This is a genomic window from Novosphingobium beihaiense (assembly GCF_022832375.1).
GTDB classification, from domain to species: Bacteria; Pseudomonadota; Alphaproteobacteria; order Sphingomonadales; family Sphingomonadaceae; genus Novosphingobium; species Novosphingobium beihaiensis.
The window spans coordinates 154,146-174,071 of the sequence record NZ_JALHLG010000007.1; the positions used below are offsets into that span (position 1 = coordinate 154,146).

A 19,926-nucleotide genomic window follows, 5' to 3' on the forward strand; every position below is an offset into this window, starting at 1 on the left:
GGAGGGCTATATAGGGGCTTGTGTGTACTAAAGCATCTTGCGCAAGGCATGGAGAACCGTGAGGCGTGCGGTAACCATCGCCAGCAGGATGGCAAGGACCGGCACGGCCGCCAGCAGCAGCCAGTCGCTCCAGATCAGCGCGCCGTTGTCGACCAGTCCGGCGCCGAGCCCGGCGAAGCGGCGGCTGAGAGACAGGATGACCACCAGCGCCAGCGCCAGCCCCACAGCGCCGCCGCCCGCCGCATCATAGCCGATCGAGCGCTGGAATACGCGTGCGACTTGCGAATCGGTGCCGCCGAGCAGGTGGACGATCTCGATCGTGTCGCGGTTGGTGCCCAGCGCCGTGCGCGCCGCCAGCAGCACGGCCGCCGTCAGTGCCAGCGCCAGCAGCGCGACCAGCGCGATGGCCAGCAACTGCAGCGATACCATTGCATCGAACACCGGTTTCAGCCAGTTCGACTGGGCATCGACCCGCGCCGACGGGGCAACGGGTTTCAGCGCGTCCTCGATGATGGAGAGCGCCTGGGGATTGGCGGGGCCTTTCAGCCGCACGTCGATCAGGGCGGGCACCGGCACGGCGGACCCCGTGGCCGTGGCAATGCCGGTCCCCAGCCAGGGCTCGATCAGGGCATCGAGTTCGGCTTGCGGCACCAGCCGCAGGCCCGATACGCCGGGCATGGCCTTGATCGCATCGACGGCGCGGCGCGCCTGTGCCGCACGCACGTCGGCACGCGGCTCCAGAATCTGGATGGTCACGCCGCCCTCGATCTCCGCCTTGGCGGAGGAGACCGCGTTGCCGAGCGCCAGACCGGCGGCAAGGGCAATGACCGTCATCGCCACCATGATCGCGATGACCCACGGCATCGGCCCGGACATGCGGGCCTGCGGGATCAGTTCCGCGCCCCTGGCTCTAAACAGGCGGCGCACCGTTACTGAACCTTGCGCGGGGGATAGCGCAGAGCGCCGGTGGGATCGGACAGGCGCCCGCGGTCCAGCCGCATGATCAGGCTTTCGGGCACCTTGCGCAGCAGATCGAGATCGTGGGTGGCCACCACTACCGTGGTTCCCTGCCTGTTAAGCATTTCGAACAGCCGCATGAGCTTTTGCGCCATGTCGGGATCGACGTTGCCGGTCGGCTCGTCGGCCACCAGCATGGCGGGGCGCGCGATCACCGCGCGGGCGATGGCGACGCGCTGCTGCTCCCCGCCCGAAAGCGTGGGCGGCCGGGCGCCGATCCGGTCGGACAGGCCGACCCAGTCGAGAATGTCCCGCACCGGGCCTGCCAGATCGTCCTCCCGGTGCCCGGCGACGCGCAGGGGCAGGGCGACATTGTCGAACGCGGACAAATGCGGGATCAGCCGGAAGTCCTGAAACACCACGCCGATCCGGCGGCGCAGCTGCGGCAGGCGGCCGCGCGGCATCGTGATCGCGTCGGTCCCGAACATGCGGATGGCTCCGCGCGACGGGCGCTGGGCGAGGTAAAGCAGCCTGAGCAGCGATGTCTTGCCCGCGCCGCTGGCGCCGGTCAGGAAATAGAACCGTCCGGGGAACAGCGTGAACGTCAGGTCGCTCAGCACCTCGCGATCGGTGCCATAGCGCAGGCCGACATTGTCGAAGTGGATGATTTCCCCGTCCGCAGTCATAATCCGTCTGGTCAGGCCGTAAACTCGTGAATGGCACCATTGCGGCGCCCAGATGACGAACATGCCGGGCCAAAGCGCCCGCCGGGCTCGAACGGGCGGTGCCGGTGGCTATAACGGCCAATGAATGTGGAAAAAAGAGCGACAGAGCGTGAACCCACAGGTCCAAAGCTTGTCGCACCCGAGTCAACCGTGCTTATGGGGTGTGTCATGATTATCGCCTGTCCTGCCTGCTCGACGCGTTATGCCGTACCGGACAGCGCCATCGGGGTGGATGGCCGCACTGTGCGGTGCGCCAAGTGCCGCCATAGCTGGTTTCAGGAAGGGCCCGAGCTTCTGCTGGAAGAGGCGCAGGCTGCTCCCCCACCCGCCGCAGAGGCAGCCCCCGCCGCAGCGCCAAGACCCGCAGCCGCTCAGCAGCCAGCCGCACCGCAGCGGCCCGCCCCGCCGCCACAGCCTGTTCCGCCAAAGCCTGCTTCGCCGCCGCCTGAGGCCGCCCCCCGCCGCGAAGTGACGCCTCAGGCCGGGGCCGCGGAGGAAACCCCGGCGATTGTTCCGCCCGGGCGTGAGCCGGATCCAGAGCCCGATGTCGATCCGCTGCCGCCGCCGCCCCCGGCCGCTCCGCGCCGGGCCGAACGTTCAGCCTCCGCCTACTATGACGATACTGCGAACAAGCCCTATTCGGACGAGGGGCCGTCCAGCTTCGATTTCTCGCCGCCGTTCCGCCCGCGCCGCAACTGGGCGAAGATCGGCACTTATGCGGCGGGGATCTTCGCGGTGGTGACGCTGGGGCTGGCCGGAGCCGTCGCCTGGGGCGGATTGCCCGACTGGGTGCCGTTGCCGCGTGCGACATTCCAGCAGCCGCAGCCGGACCTGCAGCTCGATTTCCCGCGCAACCGGCAGGACCGCAAAAAGCTGCCCGATGGCACCGAGTTCTTCAGCGTCAGCGGCACGATCAGCAATATCGGCAGTGAAGCGCACCGCGTGCCCTCGCTGCTGGTGGTGCTGCGCGACGAGCGTGAGCGGATCGTATACGAAAAGGAAATCGTGCCGCCCAAGCGCAAGCTGGCGCCGGGCGAGACGGTCACGATCAACGAGGCGCTCACCGATATCCCCAAGGCTGCCCGCGCGACCGAAATCGGCTGGAAGCCGGACTGAGCTTGAGGCCGTTTTCCGGGGCTTCCGGAAGATTCTCGAAAATATTGTTCGCGACTCGCTTGCGGCCTCCGAATCCCTTTGCTAAGGGCGCGCTCCTGCCACGGGGCGGATGTGATCCGGCCCCGTTTGATTTAGCGGTCGTGGCGGAATTGGTAGACGCGCAACGTTGAGGTCGTTGTGGGCGAAAGCCCGTGGAAGTTCGAGTCTTCTCGACCGCACCAGGCATCCTTTGAAAGCAAAGGATGCCCTTGGGGGCATGGCACAGGGCCAGCCCCCCGCAAATGGCATAACTCTCCGTAAATGGCGATTGTGGGCAGCCCGTTCGGGCCCCGATGCCGCTCGTTTTATGCGGATGGTGCAGCCGTTCGTCATCGTGAGGGGGGAAGGCCGCGTTGCATGCGCACGAACGGGCCCCGCCGCGAGGGCAGAGCCCCCGCAAACGGCACTGGCGGTATTGTCACCGCGCGCCGAGAAAGAACTCGACCGGCACTACCAGTTCGATTGTCTGCCCCGTGACCTCCTTTGGCGGTTGGGGAAGCGGGGCGGCGCGTTTGGGCAGTTTGACGGCTTCCTCGTCAAGCGAGCGGAAGCCGGATGAGCGCTCAAGGCTGACCGAGAGCACTTCGCCTTCGCGGTTCATCACGAACCGGATCCAGGGAACGCCCTGCTCATGGCGGCGCTGGGCGGAGGCGGGATAATGCTTCTTTTTGTTGAGCGCGCCCAGCACGAGCCCCTGCCACGCCGGCTTGGCATCGCTGACTTGCTGTGCGGGCGGGGCGGGCTTGCTTTCGGGCGCGGTGGTACGTTCGATCGGCGGGCCGGGATCGGGGACGGGCTCGGCCTGCGGCTGTGGCAGGGGCTCGCCGGCTGGAATCTGAATCCAGGGCGGCTCGATTTTCGGGCGCGCGGGTTCGGGGCGCGGCTTTTCCTTTTCGGTCTGTTCCGGGCCGGGCGGAACTTCGCTTTCGGGCTCGGGCGGCGCGGCGGGCGGGGCTACGTCGAACACGCTCAGCGTCTGCGGTTCCTGCTGCGCCTGGCGCACACCCCAATGGATCAGCAGCGTGCCGAGAAACACCGCGTGCAAGGCCACGGCCAGGATCACGCCAACCGAGCGTTCCCCCTGGCTATGGCCCGCATAGCGGCTCACAGGCACGTGGATGGTCTCGCTTTCGGCCGAAACGGGAATTGGTGAGGCGCCGTCTTCCCCGGCGGGGCCGGAATGACTGCGCATCCTGGCATATTGCTGGGGACTCATGCGTGCGGACCTGTCCGGGGGCCATGTGTGCAGCGTGTTGCCATTGTCTGTTTCCACATTTGGCAGGCCATACAGCCGGTCAGAAGCGGTACTGGACGCTGGCCTTGACGTTCCGCGGCTCGCCCCATGTGTAGAAGAGGTCGGTGAAGTTCGTCACGCCGGAGAAATAGCGCTTGTCCAGAAGGTTGTCGGCGTTGATGCCGAAAGTCAGGCGCTCGTTCACTTGATAGCGGGCCATCATGTCCGCCAGCCAGTAGGCGTCCTGCCGCAGCGTGACCGCGGTATTGGCCACCGAGATGGCGCTTTGCCAGCGCAAGCCCCCGCCGAATGACAGCCCGGCCAGCGGCCCGTTACGGACGCTGTAGCTGCTGTTCAGTTTGAACTGATGTTTCGGATTTCGCGAAGCGGAGTTCAGGCTGCTGTCGTTCAGCGCGAAGCTGCCCTGGGTCTGCCAGCCCGGCAGAATCTCGCCGGAAATCTCCACTTCGAAGCCGCGCCGGGTCGCGCCCATGACCGGGCGGTAGGCCTGCTGCGTGGTGCCTTTCACGTATTCCCCGGTGGCTTCCGCCTCGTTGTCCGCCTTCATCCAGAAATAGGACAGGCTGGCATTGAGCCGTTTGTCGAAGAATTCGCCCTTCACGCCTGTCTCATAAGTGATCCCGCGCAGCGGGGGCAGGGTGTTGCCGTTCACATCGAGCGCATTCTGTGCCTGAAAAATCCGGGCGTAGCTGCCATAGAGCGTGACATTGCGCAGCACGTCGAGGGTGATGCCGCCATAAGGCGTGACGACGCCACGCTCGCGCAAGCTATAGTTATAGAAGTCGTAGGCATCGCTGTGATTGCGCTGGTCGAAGCTGGAAACGCGGATACCGGCGATGACATGGAGCGGGTCCGCGATGGAGAACCGGCCCGCGGCATAGACATGATGCCGCTTGGTGAACCACCTGTCCGAGGAAAAGGCCGTGCCGGCCAGTTCGTCTGCTGTCGGGCGCGGAATCGCTGCACCGCCAGCGGCATAGTCATAGGGGAACTGATCGCCGGACAGATGGAGCCCGATGCTTTGCCTGTTGCGGGTGCGCGAGCTTGAGGCGCCCGCACCGATCACCAGTTCATGCGTGCGGCCGAGAAAATCGAACGGGCCGCGCAGCTTCGCCGATACGAATTCGTTGCGTTGCCATACGTCCGGGAAATAGAGCCGGTAGGTATTGCCATGATCATTCCCCAGAACGCCAACCCGCATTTCTGGTGTTTCGATCCGCTCCCGGCCGAATTGCAGCCTTGCCGTCCAGCCATTGGCAAACTGGTGCTCCAGCGAGCCGAAAAGGTTGAGAGCGTCCTGCTTGTACCCGGCCCAGGGGGCGCCGGGGTTGAAGGAACGGGGCTGGAGCCCGATGAAGTCACCGGCTCCGTTATAGGCCATGACCGGGCGGGTCGCGCCATATCCGCGCTGGACCCGGTGTTTGTAGTTCACCCCCAGATTGAGCAGCGTGTCCGGTGTCAGATCGATATCCACCGTCCCGTAGAGCATGACGTTCTTTTCGCTTTCATGATCGCGGAAGGTGCCGGCATCCCGCCAGGCCGCCACGCCGCGAGCCCGGATCGTGCCGCTGGCATTGACCGGGCCGCTGATATCGGCATCGGCGCGATAGCTGTTCCAGCTTCCCCCCGTGGCACTCAGGCTGGCCTGGAATTCGGGCGTTGGCCGTTTGCGGATCAGATTGATCGTGCCGCCATAGTATCCGTCCCCATCGGTAAGCCCGGTGGAGCCCTTCACGATTTCGATCCGGTCGATGTCGGCGATGTCATCCAGCGAATACATGCTGCTGGTAAGGAAATACCAGGGCGCGGAAGTGTAATGGCGGTTGCCGTCGATCCGCAGGTTGAGGGCATTGCCGCGGCTGCCGAAATCGATCGCGCTGCCCTGGCGCGTAACCGTGACGCCGGGGGCCTGCTCCAGAACATCGGCCAGGGTTTCGAGGCCGAAATCGTCCATTTTCTGGCGTGTCACCACGGTTACCGACTGCGGCGTCTCCCGCAGCGACATGGAAAGACCCGTAGCGGTCATGCTCGGGCCGGAGGCGGTGTACGAGCCTGATCCTTCCGTCGCGGCGAGGTCCGTGGTGGGACTGAAGTGGCCGCTGGCGGTGCCTTGCCCTTCCACCCTGACGGGGCCCAGCCGGATCGCGCTATCGCCCGAAGCCTGCGGGGCGCGTTCGAGTGTCACGGCATCGCCCGTGATCCGGAAGGTGAACCCCGTGCCGCTCAGCAAACGGCTGAGCGCTTGCACCGGCGCCATGGTTCCGCTGACGCCCTGGGTTCTTATGCCGCGCAAGGGGGCGCCATTGGCCGTCACCTGCAAGCCGGACTGAATACCGAACGCCACCAGTGCATCGGCGAGCGGCTGCGCCGGAATATCAAAGCGCCGCGCCGCCGTATCCTGCGCCTGCGCCGCCGGAGCGATCGTCATTGGTCCCATCGCCGCCGATGCCAGCAGGATCGCGTTCCATGCCTGCCGGGCGCAGCCGCCCCCCATCTTCTTTGCCACCTGAAAAACTCCAATCGTCAAACCTAGCTCCACTGATAGGAATGCTTCGCATTATCAGGAGAGTCGCGGGCTCAACGATTTGGGAGCGGAACTTTTCGGTCAAAAATTTGACTTTGCACCAAACCGGCGGATTTCCGTGCGGTCCCGGATGGTCAGGAGGCTGACACCACGATCAGCCATGGCGTGATCTGGCGCACTGTGCCGCCATGCGGCTGGGCGATCAGCCTCGCCGCCTCGGCGGGGGCATCGGTCTTGAAGGTGCCGGTCACGCTCTTGCGCCCCAGTTCGCGGCTGGTGAGCAGGATCGCGCCGCTGTGATACCGGCGCAGATCGGCCAGCACTTCGGAAAGCGGGCGGTCGACAGCGGTAAGGCGGTGCCCGGTCCATCCGCCGACCAGACCGGCAGAGACATGGCCGTTCCTGACCGGGCCATGGTCCGGCATCTGCGCCCATTCGCCCGCTTCCAGAATGGCCGAGCGGCCATCCGCACTGGTCGAGGTGACCCGCACGCGCCCATGCTTCACGGAAACGCCGGTTGCCCGCTCGCCCAGGCGAACATCGAAGCCGGTCCCGAGCACGGTGACGGCGGTGTTTCCGGCCAGAACTTCAAAGGGCCGGGCAGGATTGTGCGTCACCTCGAAATAGGCTTCGCCCGAGACCAGCGTTACGTGCCGTTCCTTGCCTGAATAGGCGACAGCGATTGCGCTTCCCGGTGCCATGCGGACGGTGCTGCCATCGTCCAGAGTGACGGTTCGCTGCTGCCCCGTGCCGGTCACGTAGTCTGCGCGGGCATGCTGGAGGATCTGCGGCGCGGCAATCCATGCCACGGCCGCAGCCGCCACGCCTGCGAGCACAGTGCGGCGCCCGGGCCGGAAACGCGGCCTGACCGGGCTGGAAGAGCGGGCCGGCGCTTCCGGAAGAAACGTGATTTTCCCGGTCTGCGCGATCAGGTTAGACGTGTGGGCCGCTTCCGCCCACGCGTGGTCATGCAATGGGTCCTGGGCCCGCCAGCGCTCGAACCGGGCGTGAAGACCGGCATCGTCAGGCTCGTCGTCGAGGAGAATCGTCCAGTCGACTGCTTCGCGCAGAGCCCGTTCCCATGCTTCGCTATCTCCGGATGCGGGCGGGGCGGCGCCGGGGTCTGCGGGGTGTGTCATGCTGCCTTCCTTGTCGCAGCAGGGGATAGGGGCGTGCGAAAACGTCTTTCGCTATCCCTGACGACGGGCCGGACGCCATTTTCGCTATTGTCCGGGAGGAGGCGCATCAGGACTCTCGCGAAAGGCGCAAAAGGCAATGCAGTTTGCCCTGGGCGACGAGTTGATGCGTATACGTTACCGAAAGCTCCAGGCGTTCGGCGATCTCGCGCAGTTTCAGGCCTTCCACGGTATGCAGCACGAGCGCGGTGCGGGTGCGCTCCGGCAGTTCGTTCATACTTTCGATGACGATACGGAACTCTTCCCGCGCGGCGGCGACCGCATCCGGCCTTGGCGTCTCGTCGGCGACAACTTCGGAGACATCCGTCAGCCTGCCGCCTTCACGCAGCGCCTCGCGCTTGCGGGCGCGCAGGCAGTCGAGCGCGAGGTTTTGCACGATCCGGTAGAAATAGCGCAGCGGCTCGGTCAGCACGCGGCTGCGTTCGACGGTTTCGATCCGCTCCCAGGCTTCCTGCACCACGTCTTCGGCGCGCGCGCGGTCGCGCACGATACCATTGGCGTAGTCCACCAGCGCAGTGCGATGCGTCCGGTACAGCAGGGTGGAGGCGCGCTCAGGCGGCACGGGCGGTTATGGTCTCCATTCCGGGCGGCCCCGGGCATTTCGAATGCGGCAGGGTGAGGTGCCATTTTTGCGATCAATTCGCAAAAGCCTTTTTTGGAGCGCGGAGTCAAGCCTTCGGGTTTTGAGGCGCGCATGTGGAATTGTCTGGAAAATCATGGACGGGATTCGTTGCAGCTTATGACGGGAGCATGCAGGAAAGGGCACGCCAACTGCCTATCCGCTGCGGGATTTCGCCTGTCGCTACCGGCGTGCCGCAGTGCGGGCGTTAATGCCATGATGCGCCTTTTTCAGAAACACGAGTTGCAAATGCTTCGCAATAGCGTATCTCTGTGCGCGGAGGTTGCCCATGTTTCAATTCGCCGCCAGGCCTTGTAGCCGCCGCCGGGAAGGGGTGGTCCGGGTCCGCTTTCGCACGAACCGGGCGGGCCGCATGGTGGAGGCCGCGATCGTCGAGGGGGCGGGCTATGCCTCGCTTGACCGCGAGGCCCTGGCGGCGCTGCGGCGTGCCCAGCCGTTGCCGGGAATTCCCGGCAACGGGCCCGAACCGCTCGACGTGACGGTTCCCATCGAATTCCTGCTCGCGCGAAAGGCAGGTGCTTTTGCCGATGCGCGGTCTGCACTGGCTCCCACCGGTATTTCAGGGCGCAATTAGGAGAGAGGACTATGTACGCATTTATCGATCGGCGTGTGGACGGCCTGTGCGATGGCGGCCGCTTTTTCGTCTGGGCCATGCGCGGCTGGAGGCAATCCCTGCAAAAAGGCGTTTGCCCGCCAAGGGCGCTGAGCCGCGGCTTTGCGGGCGTGGGCGGCGGTGCGGCCCTGCCCGATTTTCATATCGCGATGGCCTTGCTCAACCGGGATGCGCGCGAAGAGATCGTCATCGGGGCGATGGACTGTCCTCACATCGTCGAAGGGGAGGCCGTGCTGCTGGGGATATGGCGCGATCTTGCTCTTGGCGATACCGGCAATGCGCGCGAAACGCTGAAATTGCTGGCCAGCGAAGATGCCGCCCCTCCCATCGCCCGTGCCATGACCACTGCCGCCGCGAAGATGATCGCGGCGGGCTTCGACCTTTCAGAACTCTCCACCCATGTTTCAGAGGAAGTAAAACCCAGTGATGAGTGACCGTCTCGCCGCTTCGGCAAAACTGCCCCCTTCATCCGCGCTGACGATCGAGGAAGTGCGCTCGGTCCGCCATTGGAACGAGCATCTGTTCAGCTTCTCGATCACCCGTCCGTCCTCCTTCCGGTTCCGGTCCGGCGAATTCGTGATGATCGGCCTGCCCGGCGAAGGCCGCCCCTTGCTGCGTGCCTATTCGATCGCCTCTCCCTCATGGGCGGAGGAGCTGGAGTTCCTGTCGATCAAGGTGCCGGATGGCCCGCTCACCTCGCGCCTGCAGCAGATCGCGCCGGGCGATCACGTCTATCTCGGCCGCAAGCCCACGGGCACGCTGGTCGCCGATGCGCTGCTGCCGGGCAAGCGGCTGTTCCTGCTCTCCACCGGGACTGGCCTTGCCCCGTTCCTGAGCCTGATCCGCGATCCCGATATCTACGAGCGCTTCGACCAGATCCTGCTGGTCCACTGCGTGCGGCAGGTAAGCGATCTTGCCTTCCGCGAGGTGCTGGAAAGCCAGCTTGCCGAAGACCCGCTGGTGCAGGAACAGGCGCTGCTGCAGTTCCACTATCTGCCCACCGTGACGCGGGAACCCTTCCGCACCACGGGGCGCATCGATGCCCTGATCGGCAACGGCAAGCTCTTCGAGCACCCGCTCACCGGCCCTGCGCGCCTCGATCCGGAAAACGACCGCATCATGCTGTGCGGCAGCATGGCGATGATCCGCGATCTGGAAGCGAGCCTGGAAGCCCAGGGGTTCAAGGAAGGATCGAACGCGGCGCCGGGTGATTTCGTGATCGAGCGCGCTTTCGTGGACTGACCTCACGGGGCAAGGCGCTGGGGCGTAAAATGCCCCGGCGGTGTTTCCCAGGCCAAGTCTGTTGTGGTTGGGGGGGCGAATCCGGTAGGTTAGGCTCTGCCCATGATTTTAGCCTGGCTTCAGTTCCTCGTGTGTGTCGTCGTGATCGGCTTTGCCGGACCGGCGCTGACACGCAACGGCGACAGGATCGCTCAGCTGACGGGCATGTCGCGCGGCTGGGTGGGGCTGATCATGCTGGCCACAGCCACGTCGCTGCCGGAACTCTATACCGGGATCAGCGCGGTGGCGCTGGCCGATGCACCCAATATCGCGATTGGCGACGCGCTGGGAAGCTGCCTGTTCAATCTTGTCATGCTGGTGGTGCTCGATGCGCTTTCGCGGGACGAGCCGGTGTGGCGCAGGCTCGATCAGGGGCATATCCTGACCGCCGGTTTCGGCGTGATCCTGATCGGGTTCGTCGGCGCGCTGATCCTCGTTGTGCGCGAAGGGTTCGATTTCCGCATCGGCCATATCAGCCTCTACGCGCCGATGCTGCTGCTGCTCTACTTCATCGCTATGCGCGCGGCGTTCCACTACGAGCAACGCCCGCGCGAAACCGAACCGCAAGCCGCCGAAGTGCCCGAGGGCGTGACGCTGCGCGGCGCTATCGGCCGCTATTGCCTTGCCGCGCTCGTTGTCGGCGCAGCGGGCGCGTGGCTGCCGTTCGCGGGGCTCGCCGTGGCCGAGGCGATGCAGTGGAAGACCTCGTTTGTGGGCACGCTGTTCGTGGCGGCGGCCACTTCGATTCCCGAACTGGTGGTGACGATCACGGCGCTGCGCCTCGGTGCGGCGGACATGGCGATCGGCAACCTGCTGGGCAGCAATCTGTTCGCCATTCTCGTCATCGGGATCGATGACATCGCCTATCGCGGCGGATCGCTGTTCGTGGATATTTCACCGGCGCATGCCGTCACGGCCTTTGCCGGATCGATCATGGCGGGGATTCTGATCGTGGCGCTGCTCTACCGGCCGGGAAACCGCTTTTTCGGGTTTATAAGCTGGATCGGGCTGGCGCTGCTTACGGTCTACCTGCTCAGTTCCTACGCGATCTATCTGCACGGGCATTGAGGTGGGCGAGGCTTCGACAAGCTCAGCCTGAGCGGGGCGCGAGGGACGCGGGATCTCTTTCCTCGTCATGCTGAACTTGTTTCAGCATCCATCGTGCCCCGTAATCTGATTTTGGATCGACGCGCTTCGTTCGTACTTCGAGAAGGTGCCCGAGGGCGTTGCGTAAGGAATGACTGGCAAGGGCCCATAGCCTGATAGCCCCCGAGCCGAAGCCCAGCGAAGCTAAACAAGTTCAGGATGACGCGGTGAAAGGACGGTTTTGTCCGTAACGTCAAAGTGACGGGAATGCCGAGGCGGCACACATTGACGAGAAGACCGGGGGCGGTAGGTTGCCATGTTATGCGACAGGCCTTCATAACCGTTCTTCTTCTTCTTCTTGGGGTCGGCGGCTGCTCGGATGCATGTAACAACACGATAATCGCGACGGCAAAGGCCTCTGACGGGCAGTACAGCGCTGTATTGTTCCGGCGCGATTGTGGAGCCACCACGGGATTTTCCACCCAAGTTTCCATAGTCGGTCTTGGCCAACAGCCTTCTGGCGCAGGCAACGTGTACCGGGCTGACGACAATCACGGTGCGGCTTCACCGGGGGCTTGGGGAGGCCCTTGGGCCGAGGCTAAATGGCTGTCCGCAGATCACCTTCTGGCAAGGTTCGCTGCAAACTCGCGTGTTTTCGAAAAGGCCGGACAAGTCGATGGCGTTCGTGTGACTTACCAAGCTGTGTCCCGCTGAGGAGCAGGAAGGCGGATTATTCCCGGTTCAGATAAAGCCTACTCCACAATCGCCTTCGCAAAGCGCCGCTTGGCCACCGTCAGCAGTCCGGCCATCGCTACCGTCATGATCACCACTTCGGCAATCCCGTCCCCGTTCAGCACGGCGAAGTGGAACAGGCTGGCCACCGGCTCCACCAGGAACAGCAGGGTGTAGATCACGGCAATGAACGCCATGATCACCGCGAAGGTCAGGTTGTGGCCCGAACGGTGCACGCCGATGCCCGAACGGAACGAGCGGTTGACCACGATCAGCACCAGCACGGCGCAGATCAGCGCGGCAAAGCAGGTGGAGCGGAAATGGGCGTCGTCCATGCCGGAGTACTGCGCCCAGGCGGCGAGCGCGATCAGGAAGGCCACGGCGACCGTGCCCTGCAGCGCCGCCCATCCCAGCAGCACGCGCGAGACCAGCGGGCTGTCCGGCGCGCGCGGGGGGCGGTCCATGATGTCGGGCTCTTCGGGCTCGGCCTCGAACGAGAGCGAGCACATCGGGTCGATCACCAGTTCGAGCAGCGCGATATGGATCGGGCCGAGGATGATCGGCCAGCCGGTGAGCAGCGGCGTCAGTGCCAGCCCACCGATCGGGATGTGGACGGCGAAGATGAATTCGGTGGCCTTGCGGATATTGTCATAGATCCGGCGGCCGAGGCGTACGGCGGTGGCGATGGACTGGAAATCGTCGTCGAGCAGCACGATCGAGGAGGCTTCGCGCGCGACATCGGTGCCGCGCTGGCCCATGGCCACGCCGATATGCGCGGCCTTGAGCGAGGGCGCGTCGTTCACCCCGTCCCCGGTCATGGCGACGACTTCGCCCGCCGCCTTGAGCGCGGTGACGATCCGCAGCTTCTGCTCGGGCATCACGCGCGCGAAGACGGAGACGGCGCCGATGCGCTCGGCCAGTTCCTCGTCGCTGAGGCGGGCGATGTCCTCGCCGCTCATCGTCTCGCCCGCCGCGATCCCGGCCTTTTCGGCGATGGCGCGGGCGGTCGCCGGATAGTCGCCGGTGATCATCACCACCCTGAGCCCCGCGCTTTGCAGCGAGAGCACGGCCTGGGGCACGGTTTCGCGGATAGGATCGGCAAGGCCGACGAGCCCGGCGAAGGTGAAATCGAACCCGTGCTGGCTTTCGGGCAGAGTGCCGTTCGCCCAGCGGGTGCTGGCGACGCCAAGAACGCGCAGGCCGCGGGAGGCCATGTCCGCCACTGCGGCGTCCATCGTCGCGCGCGCCTCGCCGTCGAGGCCGCAGAGGCCAGCGATGGCTTCGGGGGCGCCCTTGGCGGCGACCAGTTTGCCGTCCTCGCCGCCGTTGGTCCACACGTGCGACATGGCCAGCAGGTCCGTATCCAGCGGATAGTGGCGGTGCAGCGTCCAGCCGTCGTCCTGCCGTTCCTTGAGCGCGGCGCCGGGATAGGCGGCGTCCAGCTCGTGGAAGGCCTTTTCCATCGGGTCGAACGGTTCTTCCGGGCAGGCCATGATTCCGGCGCGGGCGAGGTGGCGGAAGGCATCGGGGAACGTCGCACCATCGTCCGCGGCGCGAAAGGCCGCGCCGTCCGGCAGGCGCAGTTCCTCCACCAGCATCCGGTTCTGGGTGAGCGTGCCGGTCTTGTCGGTGCACAGCACGGTGGCGGCGCCCAGCGTCTCGATCGCGGTGCCGCGCCGGGCGAGCACGCGCGAGCGCGACATGCGCAGCGCGCCCATGGTCATGAACAGCGTGAGCACGACCGGCAGTTCCTCGGGCAGCATCGACATGGCCAGCGCCACACCCGAAAGCAGCGCATCGAGCCAGCTTCCGCGCAGGAAGCCGTAAAGCAGGATCGCCAGCACGCTGACGCCGATGCCGCCCGCGGCGAACCAGCGCACCAGCTTGCGGGTCTGCAGGGTGAGGCGCGGAGTCTCGTCCGTCAGCGTGGCGAGCGACTGGCCGATGGCCCCGATGCGGGTGCGCGGCCCGGTTGCGGCGACGCGCACGAGGCCGGTGCCGCGCACCACCAGCGTGCCCGAATAGGCATAGGGAATGCCGTCGCCGCCGGGCAGGGGCGTTTCGCCCGGTTCCTCGCCCGTAAGGCGGGCCTTGGTGACGGCGACCGATTCGCCGGTCAGGATCGCCTCGTCGGCCTGCAGGGTATCGGCCTGGACGATCCAGCCGTCCGCCGCCACGCGCCCGCCTTCGCTCACCACCAGCAGATCGCCGCGCACGATATCCTGCGAACGGACCGTCTGGCGCTGCCCTTCGCGAATGACCGTGGCCTGCGGCACCGAGAGGTCGCGCAGCGCGTCGATGGCCTTTTCGGTGCGCGCTTCCTGCACCACGGCGATCAGCACGGTGAGCCCGGCAAAGGCCATCAGGATCAGCGCGTCGTGCAGCTCGCCCAGCAGCAGGTAGATCACGCCCGCCGCCACCAGGAACAGCAGCATGGGTTCGTGCAGGACGCCGCCGATGATGCCGAGCAGCGAGCGCTGCTTGCCGCTGGAAAGTTCGTTAGGCCCGTCCGCGGCGAGGCGCTGTGCCGCCTCGGCATGGGACAGACCGCGATGGCCCGGCTGGGAGGGGGATACGGTCATCTCGGTGTTGCAGTGTGCGGGTTCTTTGTGACCGGATCAAGGTGGTATGGGGATGCAGTGTATTATGGCCGGGACTGGCGGCGGAACTCGGTAGGCGTCTGCCCGGTCAGCAGGCGAAAGGCGCGGGCATAGGCGCTCTGGCTTTCGAACCCGGCATCGGCGGCGATGCGCGCGATCGAGCGGGTGGTTGCGGTCAGTGGCTCCAGCGAGGCGAGCAGGCGCGCACGGCGGCGGTATTCGTCCCACCCCATGCCGATCTGCGCCTGACAGCGGCGGCGCAAGGTCCGTTCGGACAGCCCCGCGGCGTGCAGGGCTTCGCGCATCCGGCTGCCCGCCGGATCGGCGCGGACATGGGCCAGCGCCCGGCCAAGAGCAGGATCGGTGGTGGAGGGCAGGGTGAGCGGGGCCCGGTCGGCGATCCATTCGCGGCACAGCCGGGCGAAAGCGGCGAAGAAAGCGCGTCCGGTGGCATCGAGCCCGCCCTCCAGCGGCCAGCGCGCGGCCTCCGCCAGCATCTCGCGCATCAGCGGGGAGACGCGCAGGATGCGCACCCCGGTCCCGGCTTCGGGCACGCAGCCGGGCGAGAGCAGCACCGAGACCGAGCGGATGCGGTGCAGGCTGTTGCGGTGCCGCGTGCCCGCCGGAATCCACCCCGCCAGACTGCGCGGCAGCACGTGGCGGCCGTGATTGTCCTCCACGTCCATCGATCCCTCGAAGGCATATTGAAGCTGGTGCATGTCGTGATGGTGCCAAGGCGCGTGGAGGTCGTATTCGTCCTGCACCACGGCCCCGCCGAAAGGGCGCGGGGCACGGTCCGTCAGGGAGATCAGGCCGAGATCACGATCGGGATCGATGATGGCGGGCACGTGCGGCTCCTTGCCGTGCCACGCGGTGCGTGGCCGTTTCAGCGGCAAGAATGGCCGATAGCCGCGAGACAGTCAAAAGCCGGGCATGGCACAAGCGCGGCGTTCAAGACTTGGGGAGAAGACCATGACCATCCGCGTGCACCGTGAAGAGCAGCTTTCCTGGCGCAGGATCGGCGATATCCCGCTCGGCTGGATGCGCGCGCATATCGATCCCACCGAGCAGGAAGGGCATCTTTGCTTCCACGAAGCGGGCGGCGAGGGCGCGATGCAGCTCATGGAAATGCGGCTGAATCCGCACACGCGTATCGCCCCGCATTCGCATGACGACGACGAGATTTTCTACGTGGTCGAAGGATCGCTCCACTGGGGAGACAAAGTGCTGGCCGCGGGCGGCTCGATGTTCATTCCGGCGGGCACGGAATACTCCTTCCAGACCGGAGATGCCCCGGCCCGGCTGCTGAACTTCCGGGGCCGGGCGGATCACAGTTTCAATCCCGCGCGGCAGGCGGCCTGACTTCAGGCGCCCACCGTGCGGAAATTCAGACCTCCGCTCGTCCTGAGCTTGTCGAAGGACGTTGGCACTGCACTTGGATCAACACCCCCTTCGGCTGGCTGCTTGCAGCAGTTGCTCAGGACAGGCTTCGACAAGCTCAGGGTGAGCGGAGGTAGGGCGTTCGTTTAGGAATCCCCGCCTTAATGCTGGGCAGCAGCTTCCACCTGGCGCATCACGCGCAGGATGTTGCCGCCCCAGATCTTGGCGATGTCGTCTTTCGTATAGCCCGCCTTGAGCAGGGCAGCGGTGATTTTCGGCAGTCCGCTTACATCTTCGAGGCCGACCACGCCGCCGCCGCCGTCCCAGTCCATGCCGATGCCGACATGATCGGGGCCGACCACTTTCAGCGCATGGAGCAGATGCTTCATGAAATCGTCGAACGTGGGCTTGTCGGTCTCGGGATACTGGATGTCGATTGCGCGGCGCTTGGCGTTGAGGGCCTCCTGCTGCGCGGGCGTCATGTCGGCATTGTCGCGCATCTGCTCATAGAGCGCGCGCATGGCTTTCAGGCGTTCCGGATTGGGCTTGGTGGCGCGCAGATAGCTGCCGTAGCTGTTAATCTGGATGACCCCGCCCTTGGCCGCCAGCGCGCGCAGGCGCTTGTCATCGACATTGCGCGGATGATCGAAGACCGCCTTGCAGCCCGAATGCGAGAGCACCACCGGCGTCGTCGATTTGGCGATCAACTGGTCGAGCACTTCGTCGCTGGAGTGCGAAGCGTCGATGATCATGCCCAGCTTGTTGGCCTCTGCCAGCAGCTTCAGACCCAGCGGGCTGAGACCGTGCCACTTGGGTCCGTCGGGATCGGTCGAACTGTCGGCGAACTGGTTGTTCTTGAAATGGGCAAAGCCGGTTTCGCGCACGCCCATCTTGTAGAACAGCTTGAGCATCGAGACGTCCTCGCCCAGCGGATAGGCGTTCTCGATGCTCATGAAGACGATGCGTTTGCCTTCCGCGTGAATGCGGGCGGCATCGTCCGCCTTGAGCGCGAGGCCGAACTGATCGGGGTGCGAGGCCACCATCAGCCGGATCGACATCCCGCGCATCACCGCGAAATCGCGCACTTTGGCGTAGCTTGCCGCATCGAGCGGCCCCTGCGGCGTGAAAATCGCCCAGAACCCGCCATCGAACTGGCCGGCCTTCATGCGCGGCAGATCGACCTGCGAATAGTCCTTGCGCACGTCATGCCAGTCCATGATCGACCAGCCCGGCCGGTCCACCGTTTCCGGCGTGTCGAGGTGGGTATCGAGCGTGATCATGTCATGCTGCATCTGGACCACTTCGGGGGACGGTGTGTCCCCCGAAGCGTCCTTCGACGCATGGGCGGCCTGCAGGGGAAGCAGCAGAGCCGCTCCCGCCAGCAATTTGAAGGCCATGGTCTTCATAAGGTCAGTACTCCGCTGAAATCGTGAGCTGGAAAGTGCGGGGGGATTGCGGGCGGTAGATCGCGTAGTTGGTGCCGATCGGATAGATGAAGGACAGGATGTCCTTGTCGAAGATGTTGTCAACATTGACACGCAGCTTCACCGCCTTGAGCGGCCCGGCATCGAAGCCGTCCCCGATATCGACATAGCCGCTGAACACCGCATAGTCCTTCACCGCCAGCGCATTGGTGTTCTCCATGTCGGCATAGCGCTTCGAGGTGTACTTGCCCGAGATGTTGGCGACCAGCCAGCTTGCCGGTTCCAGCGTCACGCCGCCGGTGACGAGCCACTTGGGGCTGTCCGGCAGGTAGTTGTCCTTGATCACCGTGCCGTCCGGCAGGTTATCCTGATACTTGGTGATGTTGTAGGTGACGTTGAGGTTGGCATAGGCCAGCCCGTTCAGGAAGGCGGGCTTGTACGTGCCGGTGAACTCGGCGCCGTAGGCCTTCACCCCGCCCACGCTCTGGTAATAGCTTTCGGTCGCCCCGCTCGATCCGGGCAGGAGCGTGGAGAGCTGCTGGATGCGGTCGTCGAACTTGGTGTAGTAGGCCGCCAGCGAGGCGTAGAATTCGGGCTGGTTGGTGCGGATGCCCAGTTCGAAGTTCTTCGCCTTTTCGGGCTTGGGCGCAGGCACGAAGGCGGACGAGGAGCCCAGCGTGGTGGAGAAGATATCGTCCATGCCCTTGGGGAAGGCCATGTTCTCCGCATAGGAGGCGAAGATCTGGCTGCGCTCGTCCAGCTTGTAGAGCAGGCCCGCCATCGGCAGGAATGCGTCGTTGTAGTCGGCGCTGCCGGTCTGCGGGCCGTATCCGGGGCCGGTGCCGATGTAGTAATCGGCATAGTTGCGGTAGCCCGAGAGACGGTAGTGCACGTCGAGCGCCTTGGCGCCCACGGTGAGCGAAAGGGCATCATTCAACAGCGACAGCGTGTCCTTCACGAAGAGCTGCGTGGTGTCGCGCTGCGAGTGATAGTCGCGGCGGAAATAGACCACTTCGTCGGTCTGCGGGCTGGCGGGGGAACCGTCCGTGGTGTTGAGGCGCTGCTGGGTGCGGTGGTACTTGTCTACTTCGGCCCAGATGCCTGCTTCCAGCGTGTTGGGCCCGGCTTCCCAGTGCAGGCTGGTGGTGATGCCATAACGGTCCCCGCCGACGCCGGACTTGCCGAACTGCGTGCCCTTGGGCGCGTTGACCGGCAGACCGGCGGCAAGCTGGGCGGTATAGAGGCCCAGGCTGTTGGAATAGCTGTCCGGCGAGACGCCGTAGCCGGTCTTGTCTTCCCAGTAGGCGGTGCCGTCCACCCAGAAATTGCTGGCGATGCCGCCGTGCAGGGACAGGCTGTAGAGCTTGTCCTTACGCACGTTGATCGCCTGCGCATAAGTATAGGTGTAGTTCCCGTTGGAATAGGCGGGCTCTCCGGGCGCCGGTTCGAAACCGGGCGTGCTGGGATCGGGCACATTGATGTAGCCGCGATAGCGCCCGGTCTTCCCGCCCAGATCGGGCGTGGTCGAATTGTAGTCGCTCAGCGAGAGGAACGGGGAATCGTAGTCGAAGAAGTCGTTCGAGACGAACTTGAAGCGCGCCCAGCTATCGCCGCCCAGATCGGCGTGGAGCTGGCCTTCCCAGTGCTCGCGGTCGATCGTTCCGTAGCCGCGCCACAGGTCGCTATCCAGCTTGGTGCGGCTGACATAGGCCTTGAACGGGCCGACATGGCCGGTGGAAAGACGCACGAATGTGCGCTTCATGTCGTCGTCGCCGAAGCTCTGCGAGACGAACACGCCCAGATCGTCCTGCGGTTCGATCGAATTGTACGTCACGATCGGGCCGAGCGAGGCATAGCTAGGCTGACTGACATCGCCCGAGCCGGGCGACGCCGTCACCGATCCCAGGTTCTCGTTATCGACGTAGCGGAACACCGGGCTGCCGCCGAAAGCGTCTGAACGGCCGAGCGGCACGCCGTCGACGATGAAACCGATCTGATCGAGGCTGAAGGCGCGCACGCGCACGCTGTTGCCGAATTCATAAAGGCCCAGCGCGCCGTCGGTCTGCACGTTGAAGCCGGGGAGCTGTTCCAGCATCTTCAGGCCGGAGACGCCCGCGGGGGCGGAGAGCAGGGCTTCGCGCGTCACGGCGACGGTATTGGTGACCGAACCTTCGCCGATGGCCTCGTAGGCTTCGGAAATGCGGCGCCCGGTGACCATGATGACAGGGGCCTCGCTGGCACTGTCGTCCGCCGGGGCTTCTTCGGCGAAAGCAGGCGCGGCGCTGAACAGCAGCGCTTGGGCGAGTGCAGCGGCGGATACTGACCGGATCGTCGTCTTGAACATCGATGTCATTATCG

16 protein-coding genes and 1 tRNA gene are annotated in these 19,926 nt (G+C 65.2%); 7 read left to right on the forward strand and 10 right to left on the reverse strand.

The window, feature by feature from the left end:
- Positions 1 to 27 precede the first annotated feature (27 nt).
- Both MTR66_RS07660 and ftsE read right to left on the reverse strand, forming a co-directional pair.
- Complete coding sequence (locus tag MTR66_RS07660) at positions 28 to 876, reverse strand: cell division protein FtsX (protein ID WP_243919657.1); 849 nt, start codon at positions 874 to 876, stop codon at positions 28 to 30.
- A gap of 53 nt (positions 877 to 929) precedes the next feature.
- On the reverse strand, positions 930 to 1,643 hold the full coding sequence (gene ftsE / locus MTR66_RS07665) for a cell division ATP-binding protein FtsE (protein WP_243919390.1): 714 nt from the start codon (positions 1,641 to 1,643) through the stop codon (positions 930 to 932).
- A gap of 207 nt (positions 1,644 to 1,850) precedes the next feature.
- On the opposite strand from ftsE, the gene MTR66_RS07670 reads away from it, so the two are divergent.
- Together MTR66_RS07670 and MTR66_RS07675 are read left to right on the forward strand one after the other, a co-directional pair.
- Positions 1,851 to 2,798 (forward strand): MJ0042-type zinc finger domain-containing protein, encoded by a 948-nt coding sequence (locus MTR66_RS07670; RefSeq protein WP_243919391.1) that lies wholly within the window; start codon positions 1,851 to 1,853, stop codon positions 2,796 to 2,798.
- A gap of 134 nt (positions 2,799 to 2,932) precedes the next feature.
- Positions 2,933 to 3,019 (forward strand) — tRNA-Leu (locus MTR66_RS07675).
- Positions 3,020 to 3,255: 236 nt separating this feature from the next.
- Here the strand turns inward: MTR66_RS07675 and MTR66_RS07680 are convergent.
- The 4 genes from MTR66_RS07680 to MTR66_RS07695 all read right to left on the reverse strand — a co-directional run bounded on the left by MTR66_RS07680 (position 3,256) and on the right by MTR66_RS07695 (position 8,374).
- The gene (locus tag MTR66_RS07680) at positions 3,256 to 4,053 is read right to left on the reverse strand and encodes a TonB family protein (protein ID WP_243919392.1); all 798 of its coding nucleotides are present in this window, start codon (positions 4,051 to 4,053) and stop codon (positions 3,256 to 3,258) included.
- Between the two features lie 79 nt (positions 4,054 to 4,132).
- Positions 4,133 to 6,598 carry a TonB-dependent siderophore receptor gene (locus MTR66_RS07685; RefSeq protein WP_243919393.1) on the reverse strand — a complete coding sequence of 822 codons (2,466 nt, stop codon included), beginning with the start codon at positions 6,596 to 6,598 and terminating at the stop codon, positions 4,133 to 4,135.
- 152 nt (positions 6,599 to 6,750) lie between these two features.
- On the reverse strand, positions 6,751 to 7,755 hold the full coding sequence (locus MTR66_RS07690) for a FecR family protein (RefSeq protein ID WP_243919394.1): 1,005 nt from the start codon (positions 7,753 to 7,755) through the stop codon (positions 6,751 to 6,753).
- Positions 7,756 to 7,861: 106 nt separating this feature from the next.
- Complete coding sequence (locus tag MTR66_RS07695; protein ID WP_243919395.1) at positions 7,862 to 8,374, reverse strand: RNA polymerase sigma factor; 513 nt, start codon at positions 8,372 to 8,374, stop codon at positions 7,862 to 7,864.
- A gap of 346 nt (positions 8,375 to 8,720) precedes the next feature.
- On the opposite strand from MTR66_RS07695, the gene MTR66_RS07700 reads away from it, so the two are divergent.
- From MTR66_RS07700 to MTR66_RS07715, 4 genes are all read left to right on the forward strand, one after another.
- The gene (locus tag MTR66_RS07700; protein ID WP_243919396.1) at positions 8,721 to 9,026 is read left to right on the forward strand and encodes an energy transducer TonB family protein; all 306 of its coding nucleotides are present in this window, start codon (positions 8,721 to 8,723) and stop codon (positions 9,024 to 9,026) included.
- An 11-nt stretch (positions 9,027 to 9,037) separates the two neighbouring features.
- Positions 9,038 to 9,499, forward strand: coding sequence for a hypothetical protein (locus MTR66_RS07705; protein ID WP_243919398.1), 462 nt, complete (start codon positions 9,038 to 9,040; stop codon positions 9,497 to 9,499).
- Positions 9,492 to 10,307 (forward strand): ferredoxin--NADP reductase, encoded by an 816-nt coding sequence (locus tag MTR66_RS07710; RefSeq protein ID WP_243919400.1) that lies wholly within the window; start codon positions 9,492 to 9,494, stop codon positions 10,305 to 10,307. The genes MTR66_RS07705 and MTR66_RS07710 overlap by 8 nt, the downstream gene beginning before the upstream one ends.
- 102 nt (positions 10,308 to 10,409) lie before the next feature.
- On the forward strand, positions 10,410 to 11,414 hold the full coding sequence (locus MTR66_RS07715; RefSeq protein WP_243919402.1) for a sodium:calcium antiporter: 1,005 nt from the start codon (positions 10,410 to 10,412) through the stop codon (positions 11,412 to 11,414).
- 770 nt (positions 11,415 to 12,184) lie between these two features.
- Here the strand turns inward: MTR66_RS07715 and MTR66_RS07720 are convergent.
- Together MTR66_RS07720 and MTR66_RS21345 are read right to left on the reverse strand one after the other, a co-directional pair.
- Positions 12,185 to 14,746 (reverse strand): cation-translocating P-type ATPase, encoded by a 2,562-nt coding sequence (locus MTR66_RS07720; RefSeq protein ID WP_243919404.1) that lies wholly within the window; start codon positions 14,744 to 14,746, stop codon positions 12,185 to 12,187.
- A gap of 62 nt (positions 14,747 to 14,808) precedes the next feature.
- Entirely contained in the window at positions 14,809 to 15,612 is an 804-nt protein-coding gene (locus tag MTR66_RS21345) for an AraC family transcriptional regulator (protein WP_243919406.1), read from the reverse strand.
- Between the two features lie 124 nt (positions 15,613 to 15,736).
- Here MTR66_RS21345 and MTR66_RS07730 point away from each other — a divergent pair, with 124 nt between their 5' ends.
- On the forward strand, positions 15,737 to 16,126 hold the full coding sequence (locus tag MTR66_RS07730; RefSeq protein ID WP_243919408.1) for a cupin domain-containing protein: 390 nt from the start codon (positions 15,737 to 15,739) through the stop codon (positions 16,124 to 16,126).
- Between the two features lie 179 nt (positions 16,127 to 16,305).
- Here MTR66_RS07730 and MTR66_RS07735 read toward each other — a convergent pair whose 3' ends face one another.
- Both MTR66_RS07735 and MTR66_RS07740 read right to left on the reverse strand, forming a co-directional pair.
- Complete coding sequence (locus tag MTR66_RS07735; RefSeq protein ID WP_407673027.1) at positions 16,306 to 17,550, reverse strand: dipeptidase; 1,245 nt, start codon at positions 17,548 to 17,550, stop codon at positions 16,306 to 16,308.
- Positions 17,551 to 17,554: 4 nt separating this feature from the next.
- Complete coding sequence (locus MTR66_RS07740) at positions 17,555 to 19,921, reverse strand: TonB-dependent receptor (protein WP_243919410.1); 2,367 nt, start codon at positions 19,919 to 19,921, stop codon at positions 17,555 to 17,557.
- Positions 19,922 to 19,926: the final 5 nt, after the last annotated feature.